13 protein-coding genes are annotated in these 16,471 nt (G+C 51.1%); 6 read left to right on the forward strand and 7 right to left on the reverse strand.

What is annotated here, in order from left to right:
* Positions 1–97 precede the first annotated feature (97 nt).
* From ACL7TT_RS14030 to ACL7TT_RS14040, 3 genes are all read left to right on the forward strand, one after another.
* Positions 98–1,342 (forward strand): cation:proton antiporter, encoded by a 1,245-nt coding sequence (locus ACL7TT_RS14030; protein ID WP_413396273.1) that lies wholly within the window; start codon positions 98–100, stop codon positions 1,340–1,342.
* Positions 1,343–1,660: 318 nt separating this feature from the next.
* On the forward strand, positions 1,661–2,449 hold the full coding sequence (locus ACL7TT_RS14035) for a TatD family hydrolase (RefSeq protein WP_413396274.1): 789 nt from the start codon (positions 1,661–1,663) through the stop codon (positions 2,447–2,449).
* Complete coding sequence (locus tag ACL7TT_RS14040) at positions 2,446–4,110, forward strand: aminotransferase class V-fold PLP-dependent enzyme (protein WP_413396276.1); 1,665 nt, start codon at positions 2,446–2,448, stop codon at positions 4,108–4,110. Before ACL7TT_RS14035 ends, ACL7TT_RS14040 begins: the two co-directional genes overlap by 4 nt.
* A 5-nt stretch (positions 4,111–4,115) precedes the next feature.
* Here ACL7TT_RS14040 and ACL7TT_RS14045 read toward each other — a convergent pair whose 3' ends face one another.
* Positions 4,116–5,306 (reverse strand): acyltransferase family protein, encoded by a 1,191-nt coding sequence (locus tag ACL7TT_RS14045; RefSeq protein WP_413396278.1) that lies wholly within the window; start codon positions 5,304–5,306, stop codon positions 4,116–4,118.
* A 162-nt stretch (positions 5,307–5,468) separates the two neighbouring features.
* Here ACL7TT_RS14045 and ACL7TT_RS14050 point away from each other — a divergent pair, with 162 nt between their 5' ends.
* Positions 5,469–6,326, forward strand: coding sequence for a LytR/AlgR family response regulator transcription factor (locus ACL7TT_RS14050; RefSeq protein WP_413396279.1), 858 nt, complete (start codon positions 5,469–5,471; stop codon positions 6,324–6,326).
* A gap of 432 nt (positions 6,327–6,758) precedes the next feature.
* Here the strand turns inward: ACL7TT_RS14050 and ACL7TT_RS14055 are convergent, their stop codons facing one another.
* Positions 6,759–8,162 carry a S1 family peptidase gene (locus ACL7TT_RS14055; protein ID WP_413396280.1) on the reverse strand — a complete coding sequence of 468 codons (1,404 nt, stop codon included), beginning with the start codon at positions 8,160–8,162 and terminating at the stop codon, positions 6,759–6,761.
* Between the two features lie 520 nt (positions 8,163–8,682).
* Here ACL7TT_RS14055 and ACL7TT_RS14060 point away from each other — a divergent pair.
* Complete coding sequence (locus tag ACL7TT_RS14060; RefSeq protein ID WP_413396282.1) at positions 8,683–9,207, forward strand: hypothetical protein; 525 nt, start codon at positions 8,683–8,685, stop codon at positions 9,205–9,207.
* A 187-nt stretch (positions 9,208–9,394) separates the two neighbouring features.
* Here the strand turns inward: ACL7TT_RS14060 and tcdA are convergent, their stop codons facing one another.
* The 5 genes from tcdA to ACL7TT_RS14085 form a co-directional block, all read right to left on the reverse strand.
* Positions 9,395–10,195, reverse strand: coding sequence for a tRNA cyclic N6-threonylcarbamoyladenosine(37) synthase TcdA (gene tcdA, locus ACL7TT_RS14065; RefSeq protein WP_413396284.1), 801 nt, complete (start codon positions 10,193–10,195; stop codon positions 9,395–9,397).
* The gene (locus ACL7TT_RS14070; RefSeq protein WP_299948643.1) at positions 10,182–10,637 is read right to left on the reverse strand and encodes a thiol-disulfide oxidoreductase DCC family protein; all 456 of its coding nucleotides are present in this window, start codon (positions 10,635–10,637) and stop codon (positions 10,182–10,184) included. Before ACL7TT_RS14070 ends, tcdA begins: the two co-directional genes overlap by 14 nt.
* A 60-nt stretch (positions 10,638–10,697) precedes the next feature.
* Positions 10,698–11,162 (reverse strand): FKBP-type peptidyl-prolyl cis-trans isomerase, encoded by a 465-nt coding sequence (locus ACL7TT_RS14075; RefSeq protein WP_413396286.1) that lies wholly within the window; start codon positions 11,160–11,162, stop codon positions 10,698–10,700.
* A gap of 629 nt (positions 11,163–11,791) precedes the next feature.
* Entirely contained in the window at positions 11,792–12,496 is a 705-nt protein-coding gene (locus tag ACL7TT_RS14080) for a hypothetical protein (RefSeq protein WP_413396288.1), read from the reverse strand.
* A 785-nt stretch (positions 12,497–13,281) separates the two neighbouring features.
* Positions 13,282–14,496, reverse strand: coding sequence for a M12 family metallo-peptidase (locus ACL7TT_RS14085; protein WP_413396290.1), 1,215 nt, complete (start codon positions 14,494–14,496; stop codon positions 13,282–13,284).
* 797 nt (positions 14,497–15,293) lie between these two features.
* Here ACL7TT_RS14085 and ACL7TT_RS14090 point away from each other — a divergent pair.
* Positions 15,294–16,316 carry an aldo/keto reductase gene (locus ACL7TT_RS14090; protein WP_413396292.1) on the forward strand — a complete coding sequence of 341 codons (1,023 nt, stop codon included), beginning with the start codon at positions 15,294–15,296 and terminating at the stop codon, positions 16,314–16,316.
* The last annotated feature ends 155 nt before the right edge of the window (positions 16,317–16,471 follow it).

The raw sequence follows: 16,471 nt of genomic DNA on the forward strand, positions 1-16,471 counted from the left end.
TCTGCCTATTGACGAAAACCGGGGAATGGCTATTGTATAAAGCTATTAGAGTCAACATTTCTATTGCCAGCTTGATAATCCGCAAGGGGACAAACCAGTGAGCGATGTAGTCACCATCGTAGGACAGGGGCTTTACCTGGCTCTGGCGGCGGTCATTGGGCTGGGCATTGCACGTATCCTGCGCATAGATAACACACTTGGCTGCCTAATCGCCGGTGTCCTGGCTGCCCTGTTGTTGCCAGTGATCGAGTACGACACCGGACTGCGGGCAACCAGTCTGCGTGAGCTGGTTTTCTTCGTTATTCTTCCTGTTCTGATTTTTGAATCGGCCTGGCAACTGGAACCAAAAATACTGAAGCGCTGGATAGGTCCGATTTTATTGTTTTCTACCTTGGGCCTGGTTGTCTGCGCCTTTCTTATCGCGGCAATCACTTATTATGGTATCGGCCACCCACAGGGATTCCCCTGGGTCGCAGCCCTGTTGACGGGCGCGATTCTCGCCGCTACCGACCCTGTATCGATAGTGAATTTATTGCGGCGGGGACAGAGTGGGCAGGATGTGGTGACGCTCATTGAAGGGGAGAGCCTCTTTAATGACGCTGCAGCGGTGGTTTTCTACTCCCTGATGCTGGGGTTGGCAACTTACTCTCTGATGGAGGGTTCGGCGATGGGGCTCGAGGCCCCGTCATTGAGTGCCGGTTCGGTAGCACTGTATTTTTGTATGATTTTTTTTGGCGGTGTGGCCTGTGGGCTGGTATTTGGCCTGGTCACCACCCTGATCATCCTGTTCCTGCGCTCCCCCAGTGCAGCATTGATGACCCTGGTCATTGCCGCGTTCAGCAGCTTCTATCTGGCCGAAAGTGTGTTGAAGGTATCCGGTATTATTTCAGTGATGGTTTGTGCCATTGTGGCCCGTTCCTGTTTGCGCAGACAGAGCAAAACCTATCTGGCTGATGCCGAGCCGACCTGGGAGTGGCTGGGATTGCTGTTTACAGCCATCATCTTTGTCATTATGGGATTGGTGATTACCTTTGAGATGTTCACGCACCAGTGGCTGGCCATGCTGATCGCAACGGCGGCAGCCCTGGGTTCGCGGGCGCTTTCGGTGGTATTGATCGCGCCGCTCACCAGATTTGTCGGTCCGCCGATTCCAAAGTCCTGGCGACTGCTGATGAGTTGGGGTGGCTTGCGCAGTGTTATTGCCGTGGCACTGGTTCTGTCTTTACCGGTTGAGTTGCCTTACTGGTGGACAATCCAGTCCATGGTGTTTGGTGTGGTCCTTTTCTCTCTACTGGTGCAGGGTACTACCAGTGCACGCCTGATCAAAAAGTTGCAACTGTAAGGGTATCCCCTGCCGGGAGTATCACTCCAGCCCAGTTCACCCAGGCACTCCTTGGGCATTGCCGAACCGCCCGCTAGCAGCCAGAGGTCATCCAGTGAGGCCCGGTGCTGACAGGCCGGCTTTGAACGGCTGGAACTTGTTGTCCTTCAGGGATTTTCCAACGGGCCACATGCTGGGGATTCGGCAAAGGTCGCTCTTTTCAGGCCGGTGCAGACCGTTACAATACAGGGAATGCCCCGCAATGGCTTCGCTGTTTGATACCGGGCAGATAGGTAACGACTGTCCCGTGCCAGGATGCGGGCAAGCCCGGAGAACTCAGTGAAATTGATCGACAGCCATTGTCATTTTGACTTTGATGCCTTTGCACCGGACAGGAATTGGGTTTGGCAAAGGTGTATGGCTGCCGGTGTCAGCCGGATGATTATCCCTGGCGTTTGCGAAGCTCAGTGGCAACCCCTGGCAGATCTGGTCCAAGACCAGCCGGGCTGGTATGCGGCTGCGGGTATTCACCCCTGGTGGGTAGGCAAGATACAGGATTTGACCGTATCGGCAGAGGGACTGGATCAGCTCGGTCACGCCCTCACCTCGCATCTGCGCAAATACGCCTGTGTGGCGGTCGGCGAGTGTGGCCTGGATACCACCATAGAGACCCCCCTGGCCCTGCAAGAGGCCGTGTTCCGGTTACAGATAGAGGTGGCCTGTGCGTTGCAACTTCCCCTGGTATTACATGTACACCGTACACACAATGCCGTGTTGCGGCTGCTGAAACACTATCGCCCTCCCCGCGGTGGAGTTGTGCACGCCTTTAGTGGCAGCGAGCAGATGGCCGGGGATTACTGGCAGTTGGGTTTTTACCTGGGGGTGGGTGGCGCCATCACCTATCCACGCGCGACGAAAACGCGCCGCACGTTTTCCCGAGTGCCGCTGGAGAGCCTGCTGCTGGAATCTGATGCACCGGATATGCCCTTATCGGACCGGCAGGGGCAGCGCAACAGCCCCGAATACCTGCCTTTAATCGCTGCAGAGCTGGCAAAGTTGCGCGGCGTTTCTGCTGATGAGATCGCCAATACAACCCGTCACAACACCGAGACAGTATTTTCCCTATGAGCTTTTCGGCAGAGGCATTCAAACGGCAGTTTCCACTTTTTGCCCAAGAGGAAAATGCGGAGCTGGTTTACCTGGATAACGCGGCGACCACACAGAAGCCTCTGTCGGTGATCAATGCCGTGCGCGATTATTATATGCACAGCAGCGCCAACACCCACAGGTCCAGCCACCGGCTCGCCCGCAAAGCCACCGAAATGGTGGAGCGGGTGCGCAGGCAGGCAGCAGAATTTGTCAATGCCGCCAGCCCCAATGAAATGGTCTTCTGCCGCGGTGCCACCGAAGCCCTGAATCTGCTTGCCCACTGCCTGTGCAGTAGTCTCGCTCCCGGCGATGAGATCGTAATTTCCACCGCCGAGCACCATGCCAACATCGTGCCCTGGCAGATGGCGGCCGAGCGATATCAATTGACACTGCGTTTTGTGCCCGATACGGCGGGTGTTCCCCGGTTTGACCAGCTCAGCACCGTGCTGAATGAGCGCACCCGGGTGGTTTCCCTCACTGGAGGCGCCAACGCAATCGGGCTGCGCCCGGATTTGGCCCAGGTGCGCCGGCAAGTGCAACACACACGCAGTGTGTGGATTGTAGATGGCGCCCAACTGGCGGCGCATGAAGTGGTTGATGTACAAAAAATTGGCTGTGATTTCTTTGTGTGCTCTGCGCACAAGTTCTACGGGCCCACCGGTATCGGACTGCTGTATGGGCGCGAAGCATTGCTGGAAGCCATGCCCCCCTGGCTCGGCGGTGGAGAGATGATTTCAGAAGTCGGGTTACAAACCAGCCGCTACGCCGGGTTACCGCATAAATTCGAGGCCGGCACCTCCCCGCTGGCAGCGATCGCCGGCCTTGGAGCCGTGCTGGCGTTTCTTGCCCGGCAGGATCGCAGGGCTATGGCCGCGCACGAACAGAAGCTGGTGCACTGGTTGCATCGCGAACTGGAGGCATTGCCAAACTTTCAGCTGGTGAGTCAGGCCCGCAACCACCTGGGTATTGCGGCCTTTGTGCCGGTACAGGGCAGTGCCGCTGATCTTATGCACTGGCTGGATGAACGGGACATTGCCGTACGCGTGGGACACCACTGTGCGCAACTGCTGGGCCGGGCCGGCAGCAATCCGGTCACGGTGCGTGCCTCGGTGGCCGCTTACAATACCGAGAGCGATATCCGGACTTTTTTACAGGCCCTGGAGGCGTATTGTGATTTCCAGCAGCCGCCTGCGGGGCAGTTACAGCGGGAAAGTGGCAGTGGTCCCCGAGACGACTTTACCCGGTTGTCACTGGCGGATTTGACTTCCCAGCGCAATTGGCAGGATCGCTACCGGGTGTTGTTACTTTGGGGCAAGGTTATTAGCCACAAACCGGAAATTCGCAGTCCGGGAAAACTCGTTCGCGGTTGCGAATCCCAGGCCTGGTTGGTGCACTGGCAGGAGGGTGGGCGCCATTTCTTTGAATTGGACAGTGACAGCCGCGTGGTTAAGGGTTTGGGGGCACTGCTGCTGTCACAGATTGATGGGCGCACTGCCGGGGAGATCTGCGCACTTGATCTGCCCCGGCTGTTTGAAGAATTGGGGCTGGGTAAACACCTCAGCCAGTCCCGCAGCAATGGGTTTTACGCCTTGATGCGCCAGGCCCTGCAGCAGGTGGAGGTCAGCCGGGCGCAGACATGATGCCTTCAGGTGCCCTGGGCCAGGCTGCTCGCTGCCGGGCTGCGTTTTCCTGTGAGGGGCTTCAAGCCGAACAGTAAGCGCAGCAGTGGCACCCGGCGAATAAGCAGTTCGTGTATTAGCAGGCACCCTGCAACGGTAATCAATAAAACCAGCAGGGGCTCGAATACTGGCCCCAGGGGCAGGCTACCTAACGTAAATACGGCAGTAACCGTGATGGTCTGGTGCAGAATGTAGCAGGGATAAACAGCCTCGTTGGCATAGGGCAGCCAGCGAAAGGGCTTGTTTAGGTAGCGATAGGCACAGGCCAGTACCGCCAGTAACCAGAACCAGCGATTGGCGTAAACGATGACCAAGTGGATAAACGATTGCCCGTAGAAGGCGTCTTCCGGCAAGATTTTGTCGAAGAACAGGAACAAGCTGTAACTGAGCGCTGCTGCAACCACCAATGGAATACACCAGTGCGACAGCAACTGCCAGGGTGCCCGGTTACTGACGAGCAGATAACCGCAGAGGAAGAAGGTGAAAAACTGGGCGTGGGTATACCAGTCGCCGATCACTGCGTAATTAATGCCGCCAAAACGCGGGAAGAGAAAAAGACCGTACAAAGTAAGCGGCAACAAGGGCAGGAGCAGGAGTTGCCAGACACGGATTTCAGCGATCCAAGCTGTCAGTTGCTGTTGCCGCGCCCGCAGCCATAGGGCAACGGGTATGACGGCCACCGTGTAGCAGAGCAGGTAGGGCAGATACCACAGGTGGTTCCAGGTAATGCCGACATGGCTGCCGGTAAAACTGTCCGCGGGCCAGGGCTGAAATGTGAAATAGCGCCAGAGGAAGTTGAGGTAACCCGGCTCAATCACGCCGTTGGCCAGCGCCTCGTAATAGGCCTGGGGTGGAACCACAATCAGCATGCCAAACAGCAGGGGAATCAACAGCTGATGCAGCCTGTGGAACAGAAAGCCCCTCCCACCCAATTTGTACAACAGGAAATAAGTTGCCGCACCCGAGATCAGAAAAAGCAGGGGCATGCGCCATTGGTTTAGCGCCAGCATTACAAGCTGCAGAGTCTCGCTCTGGTGACTGCTTTTTACATGCCAGCCCCATTCGGCCACATAAGCCATTCCCAGGTGGTACAGAATCAACAGGCCAAAGGCCAGCACGCGCAGGATGTCGATATCGTGGCGGCGTTGTGTAGTCATAGACATGGTTTCCTTCATTTTGCTTTGCCGCTATGCTCACCTTCGCAACACCCTGCCCGCCACCGCGAAGGGGCAATCGGCACCGCCTCAGGTACCAGTGGTGGTGTTCGGGGATGAATGGCGGAAGGGGTATTGGCGCAATCGAATTGGGGTAGGAAAGTGATGGCGGCACAGGGGTACATGGCACACAGGCGGCAGATTGAAGTGGGGCTCTGGGCACTGTTTTTTTCTGTGCAGTGGCTGGCGCAGTTTGCTGTGGCCTCCCTGGAAAACCGCGATCGAGACCGGGGTTTCCAATCCTGGGAATTCCTGGTGTGGGAAGGCAGCAGCATTTTGATGTTGGCCCTATTGTTGCCGCTGCTTCTGGCCTGGGATCGCCACTTTCCCCTGCAGAAGGGCGTGGTCGGGCGTAACCTCGCCATACATCTGCTACTCACCTTACCCTGGTCGTTGCTGCATGTTGTCGGCATGGTGGCTATGCGCACTGCGATTTACCACCTGGAGGGAGGCTCCTATAATTTTGGTCACTGGCCGGCGGAGCTGTTTTATGAATACCTGAAAGACTTCCGTACCTATTGCCTCCTGCTCGGCATTATCTATCTGTACCGTTTTCTGTTGGTGCAATTACAGAGAAAGACGCACTTGCCGGGGCGCCCGGAGGTAGGGGAACCGGCGGCGCCGGTCAAGCGCCCTGAGCGGTTTCTGGTAAAAAAACTGGGCAAGGAGTTTTTGGTCAATGTACAGGATATTGAATGGGTTGAGGCCGCCGGGAACTATGTGAATCTGCACCTGAGTGGCAGGGTCTATCCCCTGCGGGATACCATGGCGAAGCTGCTGGATCGCCTGGACCCCGATGGTTTTGTACGTGTGCACCGTTCCTATATTGTTCGGCTGAATTTTATCGGGGAAATTGAACCCCTTGAAAGTGGAGATGCGCGGATTCACCTGGAAAACGGGCAGCAAATACCCGTGAGCCGGCGCTACCGCGACCAGCTTAGAGCCCAAGTGGCTCCGGCTTAACACTTCGCACCAGGTGGCAGGGTCCAAGTTTGACAGTTTCAGGCCCCTGAGGCTACCGACTGCCGGGCGGCTTGTTCCCGCGAGAGGCTTCAGGTCGAACAGTAAGCCCAGCAACGACACCCGGCGAATAGGCAGTTCGTGATTTATCTGACATTTTCCAATAGCCCCTGAAAAGGGAACGCTCGCCGCGCAAGAGCCAGCAACCGGGACGCGGCTGGAAAGTTATGGTTGTGCGGGCTGAAATGGAATAACCTGGATCTGTGATTGGGCAGGCAGCATCCAGCTTGAACCCCAGGGAGAAGGAGTGATGTTGTCTACTTATTGCAGTCCTTTATTTCAGGTGGTGACTTTATTACCGAAACTGGTGTCCGGGAATAGTAACCGCTACAATTTCCAACAAACCCGGGCATTCAGTGTATTGAGAGATCCGATCTACTCAACAATGTATTCATAATATTGACTTTCATTATTGGCGTAATCATGCCCGTACAAACACACCTTGGTTGGATGCTCAGTAATACGAATTGGAATCCTGTAGTAACGTTGATAGGTAACCTTTTCGCAGTTCAGCACAGCAGGATTTCCTGTTGCATAATAGAAGTCGCTGTACTCCGGGGGTTGGAAGATCGGCTGAAATGCGGTTTTATTGGGTGAAATAAATACCTCGGGAGCCTCTAAAGGTGGCGTGTTATCCACAAAAACCTGAATCACTTCCGGTGATGGCTTGTCACTGTCACCGGCCCTAATCAGGCAAAATTGGTGAACGCCTTCTCGCTCGACAGCGATAGGCCAACCTGAAAAATCTGTCATACCTGATACCGGCTCACTGTAACCATTGATGTCCTGGCAAGACTCCTTTCGATCAGACAAACGCACCTCTTTATAACGAACTCTGCTCTCCTGATCTTTAAGCGTAAATTTCCAATGCTGATTGCTTGCTTTAAGACCACTAAAGAAATAAGGATAATTTTCAATCTCAACAGATGAGGGAGTAGGCAAGCGGCACGAGAGTTGACTCAGATCGAATAAACCGAAATCAGCATTGAAGCACCCCATAAAGTGCTCAGAGGGTATAAAATAGCTTTTCCCCGCATCAATATGCGCACCTGCTTCATCCACCTCACAAGGATTACCGTTGTAACAGGTTTCTCCCACATGACCGATAGATGTGGTGTTAATAATGCCCACCATTGCCAGGTGCAGATTAAATACAGGGGAACCAGAGCTTCCTGGTGCGATCCCTTTGCAGTTGTTTTTAACCATCTGATACCAATGCCAGTGATACTCAACGACATCCAGTGTCCTATCTGCCAGGCAGGTTGATAATTGCAGCGCATCCACCGCTACGGGAATGCCTGCAACGGTTATGGGTTCCCCTTTTTGGGGTTCCTGAAACAGTTTGTAAGGAGTTAGGCCCAGCTCTATTAATTCCTGAACAGATGCCCCTGCAGATAAAATCGCAAAATCTGTCTCTTTCATAGTGGCATAAATCACTTTGTCAATGTGAACCGCAATGCTGGCATTTTCTTTTGTGTCAGTGAAGTAGTTAAATTTGACAGTATAATCAACTGGCTTATTCAAAAGCACCTTATTACCTGAAGCCGAAGGGAAGGGGTCCATTGCGCAGTGCCCATTAGTCAGGAAATAAGCAGGAGCCTGTGTATTCTCCGAGACCTGGACAAAGGAAGCAGAACACCTAAGCGCTCCTCTTAACATGCCAATTGATCGATAAAAATCATGACCTTGACTGTTGGGAATATCAACTTCAGCCCTTGCCATTCCCGCTAATAAAATTAATGCCAGCATTGATAAAGAAGGTTTGATTATTCTCTTCATAAATAATTCCTTTTTCAAGATGAATGTATTTTTACATTCACCTGTACTGCAGAGAACATGATTAAGAAATAATAAGCGCTGAGCTTAACATAGTCATGAGGTCATGAGCACGGATTACTTTTTCTATCCCAATAAATATATAATGCTGAAAGGTAAGAGTTGTAGGGTAGGATTTGTGAAAGGCTCAGTATTGTGAATCCCTTAGTACACAGACAGCATTTTCTTGGAAATAGCCAGGCAGTACACGCACGAGTTTGTATGCCCTGGCAGTTTATTCAATGCCAAATTATTTTAAAATTGATGCAGATCAAAAGATCAATAAAAGAAAGGGATATTTTCTTTCGGATCAATTTCAATATTGCGCTAATTCAAGGAGGAGTAGCATTTTTTAAATTAATTTTAGTATCTGATTTTGTTTTTGGGTTAACCAAATATTGCAAATCATGAATCGCCAAAAAATATTGATTTTCTTGGGCGAATTTATTTATAGAATCAAGCTTGTACTTATAGGTATCTCTCTATGAAAACTATGGTTAATATTTTATCCAAGCTCCTATTTATTTTTTTCATGCCGGCTTGCTTTGCCAGTTCAGTGGATGTAGTGTTCATTCCCAAAATATATTTATCACATAGCAGCCTTGTCCCCCTTGAGTTAACTATTGATGAAAGAGCAGTGGAGTTTGATCATTACAGCGAACCGCTGAGCGCCTATCACATCTTCAGCAGTTTAACCCGTACAGGATTTTGGATGTTTTTTAAAGAAGTTAACGGTGAAAAATTTTATATAACCGGCCTTGATGTGTATTCTGACCTGAAAACATTCAGGGGAGTAGATCCAGCTACTATTACAGATCTGGGTACATTGCTCAATGACCCAAGAACCTTTGTGCAGGTTAATTTTTCGGAGAATGGCTCTTACTACTTGAATACAAGTTCAAATGGCTATCTTGCGTTGGATTGCTCAGATCCCAGCAATTATCCATATCCTGCAATTTTGGTGAGTAACCTGGAGGATGCATCGGTAATGTTTACCACTTTCAATTAGCCTTGTTTACACTAATTAAAGCGTCGATAATTAGCATAAAGTGCTTAACGGTGCTTGCAAGGTGGCGCAAGGGCAGATCGGGATTTTATTGGCCCGTACAGGTCATGTGCGGAAAATTGAATTTGGGGAATCGCCGGAAGTAAAGTGAGGTTGCACCAGGGTGATCCGCCCGGCCCGCGCATCCGATTCAATGCTTCGGCTGCAATATCCGCTCAATGGCCCTGGTGGCGGCGGCAAAGCCAAAGGCACCAGTGACCATGGTGGCGGCACCAAAGCCGCCGCTGCAGTCCAGTTTAACTCCGCCCTGCATGGCGCTTTTTTGCTGGCAAACCTGGCCATCCGGTTTTGGGTAGACCATGGCTTCGCTGGAGTAGATGGCATCAACGCCAAACTGGCGTTTGCGGCTTTTCTGGAAGTTGTGGAAGCGGTAGAGGTGCTGGCGCACTTTCGCCAGCATGGGGTCATTGATCGTGCGGCCCAGATCGGTGCACTCAATGGCCAGGGGGGAGCGTTTGCCGCCGGCAGAACCAACGGTGACCAGGCGCAGTTTGCGCGCCTTGCAGTAGGCCACCAGCGCCGCTTTTACCCGCGCATTGTCAATGGCATCAATCACGATATCTAAGGATGTTTTATCCGGGTTGATTAGCTCAGCCAGGTTGTCTGGTGCGATAAAGTCCTCTTCCACAGCGACCCGCAGCTCGGGATTGATCTGCTCTAGCCGCTTCGCCATCACTGTAATTTTGCTGCGGCCGATAGTGTCTGCCAGGGCGTGGCACTGGCGGTTGGTATTGGTGATACAGATATCGTCGAGATCAATCAGTGTCAGGGCACCCACGCCGCTGCGGGCCAGTGCTTCCGCCGTCCAGCTTCCCACACCGCCAATACCGATCACCATCATATGGGTCCTGTGCAATCTCTCCAGGGCGCGGTTGCCATACAGGCGGGCGATGCCGCCAAAGCGTTGCAGGTATTGTTCAGACAGGCCCATTGGGGTTTTCTTCCGATACGTCTTCTAGAAAGCGGTGTTTGTCCGCAGGCCCTGGCAGCAGGCAGCTGCTGCGCCGGCCGAACCAGCGATAGCGGTTGCGCGCCACCAGGTCATAGAACAGGTCCCGCAGGGGGCGTGGAATGTAACGCAAAAAGGCAAGAAAATGCCAGGGTCTCTCTAACCGGGCAGCGATGCGCAGGGCGGCGTCGCTCTTATGGTACTGGCTAAAGGTATCCCCTTTGCGCTCCAGCAGGATCATGGTTTCAAAGGTGTGCAGTGGCAGGCCCAGTTGCCTGAGATAGAATTGCCCTGCGGGCGACTGTAACCGGCACAGGGTGAAATGGCAGTGCTTGTCGTGTTTCAGCAGCAGCCGGCTCCAGCCGTTACACAGGTGGCAGACGCTGTCAAAGAGCACAATATGGTCGGGGGGAGAGGGGTGCATACCAGCGCCGGATAGGACAGAGGGAGTGGTTTAAATCGAATTCAGTACCGCTTTATCAGGTTAGTGTACATGGCCGTGGTTAATTTCTTCTGCGGTGGCCTTGCGCACAGAGACCACTTTGATATCGAAGTGCAACTCAACGCCGGCCAGGGGGTGGTTGCCATTGATGGTGACCTGATCACCATCAATGTCGATGATTTCCACCTCCATGGGCTGGCCATGGGTGTTCTCGGCGTGAAATGCCATGCCCACGTCCAGTTTCTCAATATCGCCAAAAGCACTGCGCGGCATAACCTGGATCAAATCCGGGTTTTGCTGGCCATAACCCTCTTCCGGGGCAATGACGGCGGAGAAGGTATCGCCGGGAGCTTTTTCCAGCATTGCCTTTTCAAGGCCGGGAACGATATGACCCGCCCCTTGCAGGTATTTGAGCGAATCGCCCTCGGCCGCGGAATCAATCACTGATCCATCGGCATCTTTCAGGGTGTAGAGAATCTCCACGACAGTGTGATCGGCAACTTTCATGACCCGTCTCTGGTGGTAACTCTGCATTCAGTCAGAGGAAAAATCGTTAACTAAGCCTAGCCCACCAGGATACGATAAAAAGGTACAGCGGTACAGTTTACTGAAGTCGAATACCGTAACTTCTTAAGCGTAGTCGTGGAAAGTCCTGACATGAGGGGGAATCGTCAACTCCGGGGCAGCGGAGGAGATCAATGACTCTCCATTTTCGTTTAGGGTACGGAGGTAGCTATACGTCTTACCTCCATCGGTAATATCATATTTTTCTGTATATGGACCTTCAGTAGTCCTCAATGACTTAATCCAGGGAAGGGATTTACTAAGTCGGGGCCTCTGTAAAATTTACTCGGAATTACCTTGTGTGACCGACCTATATCAAACAATTATTTCTCGTGTATTTATCTTTAGAGAGTTGGTTTTTTTAAGAAGAAATTTTTAAGGTAGTTGTGACTCTGCTCATACAAAGGTTGTTGGCTGGTTTCTGCGTCAGGAGGTTCGGCAAACTGAATCGTCTATGGGTAGTAAATGATACCTCGAAAAGTTCGGAGTCAAAGCTGCCCGATTGTTCGCGGAACTGTAGTAAGGTGTTATAGGGAGGGCTAGAAACCCTCCTTTGCCAAGTCGTCACTCTTTCAATCTATGGAAAGTGTTGCATAAGCAATTGGCTGTATATCTGTATCAATTGTGGTGCCGTTTAAACTGACACTCATGGTTTTAAAACCGAGATAGGAAAGCTCGTTATTTGTGCGGTTTATAACACTGATGACTACTGTTTTCAGTACATCTTTCATGAGCTTATCTACATTGGTTGAGTGCATGACGCCCATACCTTCGTTTTCTCTGCTTACCTCATTAAACAATTCATTTGCTAGTAGGACATTGCCATCCTTGTCAGATAGGGTCAGCGCTAGTGAGACATGCCTCCGGCTGGTTACAGTCCAAACGCCAGCTTCATTTTCAAATTCAAAATTCAATATTTTCCCGGTTAGGGAGTACGAAGGGGGTGATGAGTCATTCCCTTTGTAGGCATCTACACCTACCGAATTAAATTCCTTTATGAATATATCTTGTAATATCACAGAAACCGGTTGATATTCAATATTTTCATACTTTAAACCAAACTTCCAAGGGTCCTGCTTGCCAACGAAGCTATTTGATTTTTCGTCATTTGAGTCTATCCAAGCCCTGGTATCTTCAAATTGATAGACTGCTAATTTTTTCCCTGCAATCCCGTTGTATTGTAGGTCAACGCCTGGGTCATATGTTGCAACCAATGCTCTAGTGCACCCACCAAGTATTGTAATTGCAAAGAACAATACAGTAACTTTAAGCTTCATTTTAACCTCTTTTGGCTCTTGTGATTAATGACAAAAATTTTTACATTTTGATTGGGGGATATGTAGCGATTTGCTTTTTCCATAAGGTGATGAAAAACAGCAATTTGTTATGCTGTTATATATTTACCTAATTGACAAAAACAGTCTTGGCAACAGAAAATCATTTTTTTATATTTTCAAAAGTTTTGATATATAGGTTGCTTAGAAAGATTTGGATGAATACATTAAACTAATTTGTGTGGTTACATATTCTTCGTAAATGGTTAACTGGGATTAGCAGAGGCATAGTATTATTGGATTGCCGACCATTCGCTTCACTCACCGCTGAGTACAATTTTGAAGCAAACTGGCGCCAACTTCAAGGAAAACTGCTTTGAGTCAGCTGACTGGTTAAATTTTGCACACCAGTGCTGTTTTGGGCTGCAACCACTCTCCACTACCCCGGAAACAGTGGCAATCTACAACCTATTGAATTTAAACAATATTACTATTCCTGGCCATCCAGTATACCCTTTGTATTTGTGAGGCGCTGATATATTCATGCCAGCAGCCATACTTGTTTTGAGTGGTGACTTTAATTATCTGACTGTTTAATTTCAGATGTTCGCAGAAAACGGGTTCTTCTAGCTGGAGCTACGAGGTTGCCCACAGATATCAACAGCTCTGCAGTCACAAAAAAGGGGGCATATAGCCCCCTGCAGTGATGTTTTTGGTAAAACGGCCAGTGTTTGGCATTCACCTCTCTTGTCGATACCACCTCCGAGGATTCTGCCCCCAGCCAGGCCTCAGATCGTACTTAAGCACCCGACGCTGTTGGCCCAGGACGTAATGGCATTCTCGGACGATACGCCAAATCTGTTGAGTATCCCGGTACAGCCGCCGATGCCTGAACACATGATCGCGCAGTCACCCTGGCCGTTGCAATGGTTCGCACTCCAGTTATGGCCGAGTTCGTGGGCTGTGAGTGCGACACGGGAAGCGAAGTTGCCGCTGAATCTTGATTGAGACACCCCGTAGCCTACATTGAAACTGCAAACCCCATTCAGATAGGCAATACCGATCACACTGCCGGCGAGATTCTTGCCGGTCATCAAGTGGGCAACATCACGTGGTACCCCGGCCTGGTTGGTTCTCCACTCGCTTCGGAACTGGGAGAGCAACCCGCTTGGATTTGTCGAGGAGTAGGGGTCGGCCCCGGTGCGCACGATGATTCTGCCGATCGCATAGCCAATGTCAGTTTCGTTCAGGTAGATTAACTCCACCGCATTCATTGTGCTCTCGATATCGGCGATGGTGGCGGATACCGAGCTTCCGTTCAGGTTGTAGTACTCGGTGTCGGCATCGAACGCGACATCCGCCTCAAGGGTGACCAGGCTCTGTTGCAAAGTATTGGATACCCCGTGCAGCATATGCTCGAACGGCTCCTCATCGGCGCCACAGGTCCAATCGCCGGGCAGAATATCGCTGGTACGGTACACCACATGCAAATCGGGCGCGATGCCGGGTGTGGCGTCGGATAGCGGTTGAACAGCCCAGATTTCGTCGGGCATCTGAATCCAGGCCCTGACCTGGCCCCCCTCGGTCACCGATGCGGCAATCCTGGCGTCCTTCATGTCCTTCAGACTGCCTCGATACGTACTTATGGGCGGTGCCTTGACCTCGCGTTTCACGCCGTCTCCATCAACGGTGTATACCACCAGGTTGGGGCTGCGTACTGAGTGGGGGGACAGCGACATCTGTACCGGCCTACCGTCCAGGGTAAGATCCATATGGATATCTGTCACGGCCCCCGAGCGGGCATCCGGATTAACATCGGTTGTGATACGTTGGACACTGTACTGATTTAGATTCAAATTTAAATTCAGAGCATCCGCCACTGCCGCTTCGAGCTCAGCCTGTACATTCTGCTCGAGTGGGGTTTGTGCATGAATGATACTGCTGAAAGCGCAGAGTGCCATCAGTGCGGCACATCCTATTTTTCTTATATATCTCTTCAGCATTTTATTTTTCTCCGTATCTTTAGCATTGGTTTTTTTACAGCATTCTGTAGCCTCTTTTTCGGTGTAGCGGACTAATGAACCAATGGCGCAAGGGTCTACACGACCGGTGACTCCATCCTCAGGTACGCAAGATAATATCGGGTCTTATCCTGATGATTGTGTTGTTTCTGTTGCTGTAACTGCGCGGGACAACTGGAGCCACCATGGTGTGCGGGCCGGGGTTGAATACAATGCCCTTACCAGGGTTGGGCGCATGGAGCTGGCCACTTTGTGTGGAGGATGTGACAGCGCCGTTCCTTTGCCATCGACTACCAAGTCGAAACTCTAGTACCACTTTTTATTTTTTATGTCAATAATTGGCTGAAAAACTCAAGGGGCTGTCAGGTTAATGATTATTTTAGAGGTAAACCGGTGCCAACGCCCTGAAAAACAGTATGTATTCAAGGGCTTGTTTTTATTTTGTACCAGGGTGCTACCTGGCAAGCCGAACAAAACCCTAAATGTCATTTATTATTCAATAGGGCCCAAGTTAACGGCGTTGAAATGAGCTTTTGTATATCGGTTGCGGGAGCGGGTAGTGGCAATACTGAATTTGCGGGTTTCATTCGCCGCTCACACCGGGCTGAATTGGGTATCGGGGTGCGGCAGACAGGTGAAATTTCACAAGCGAATCCGGTTCTTGAATGCTCACATCCAGCAGCTATTGTCAGATCGTAAGGGTTTTTTCAAAGTGGTGTAACCATGGCAGATACACATACCTGTCAAAAATAATTGATAGCAGAAAATGAGGGTAGACAGTGGCCAATCAAACAATTCGAAACAAAATGCAGCTTCGCCCTATGGGAAGTTCCGGTATCAGTGCCTCTGTCATTGGCCTGGGGACATGGGCAATGGGTGGTTGGAAGTGGGGTGGAGGTGACGACAAGTCTTCTATTGATGCTGTTCGCGCCTCTATAGATTCAGGCGTAACATTGATCGATACCGCACCTGCCTACGGTTTGGGTCGTTCAGAAAAGCTGGTTGGGGAGGCGGTGAAAGGCCGCCGTGACGAAGTTGTGCTGGCCACCAAATGCGGATTGGTCTGGCACACTGATAAAGGCAACTACTTCCTCGATGAAGATGGAAAAAAAGTTCATCGTTATCTGGGTAGGGAGGCGATTTTTTACGAGGCAGAGCAAAGCCTGAAACGCCTCGGAACGGACTATATCGATCTGTACATCACCCATTGGCAAGACAGTACAACGCCTATTGCCGAAACTATGGATGCGTTATTAACACTCAAGAAACAGGGTAAAATTCGAGCAATCGGTATTTCTAATGCCTCACCCGAGGACTTCAGGGCATATGTGGCTGCCGGGCAATTGGACGCCATTCAGGAGTGTTATTCCATGCTCGACCGGGGCATTGAGCATACCCTGCTGCCACTGTGTAAGCAGTACGATGTGGCAATGCTCAGTTACTCAACCCTGGCCCTTGGCCTGCTTTCAGGCAAAATCGGTCCGGATCGTGTGTTTGAAGGCGATGACCTGCGTCTCAAAAACCCCCGCTTCAGTATTGAAAATCGTCTAAAAATTCAAGGGTTTTTGCAGTCGATCCAAGATATTGCAAAGGTGCACAATCTATCCATTGCCCAAACAGTTATTGCATGGACCCTTGCGCAACCGGGAATTACCTATGCGCTCTGCGGTGCGCGAAATGTGAAACAGGCCGCTGAAAATGCTGATGCTGGAATGGTTAAACTGGCTGGTAATGAGCTTGATCAGATAACTCAGGCAATCAAGCATCACCTCGAAAATTTTGACGATACCGAGAGTACATAAGGCGTACTACCTGATTTTAACTGGTGGTTACTACCGGGTCGAAAGGAAAGAATACCCCTCTCCCAGGACACGCTGTGAATACATCCTTGTACGCTCGTAATCGGCATCCATGCCTCATACGATCCTGGGAGAGGGGTATTCTTCCCTCCTGCTTT

Source organism: Microbulbifer jejuensis, from assembly GCF_047289955.1.
Classification (GTDB): Bacteria; Pseudomonadota; Gammaproteobacteria; order Pseudomonadales; family Cellvibrionaceae; genus Microbulbifer.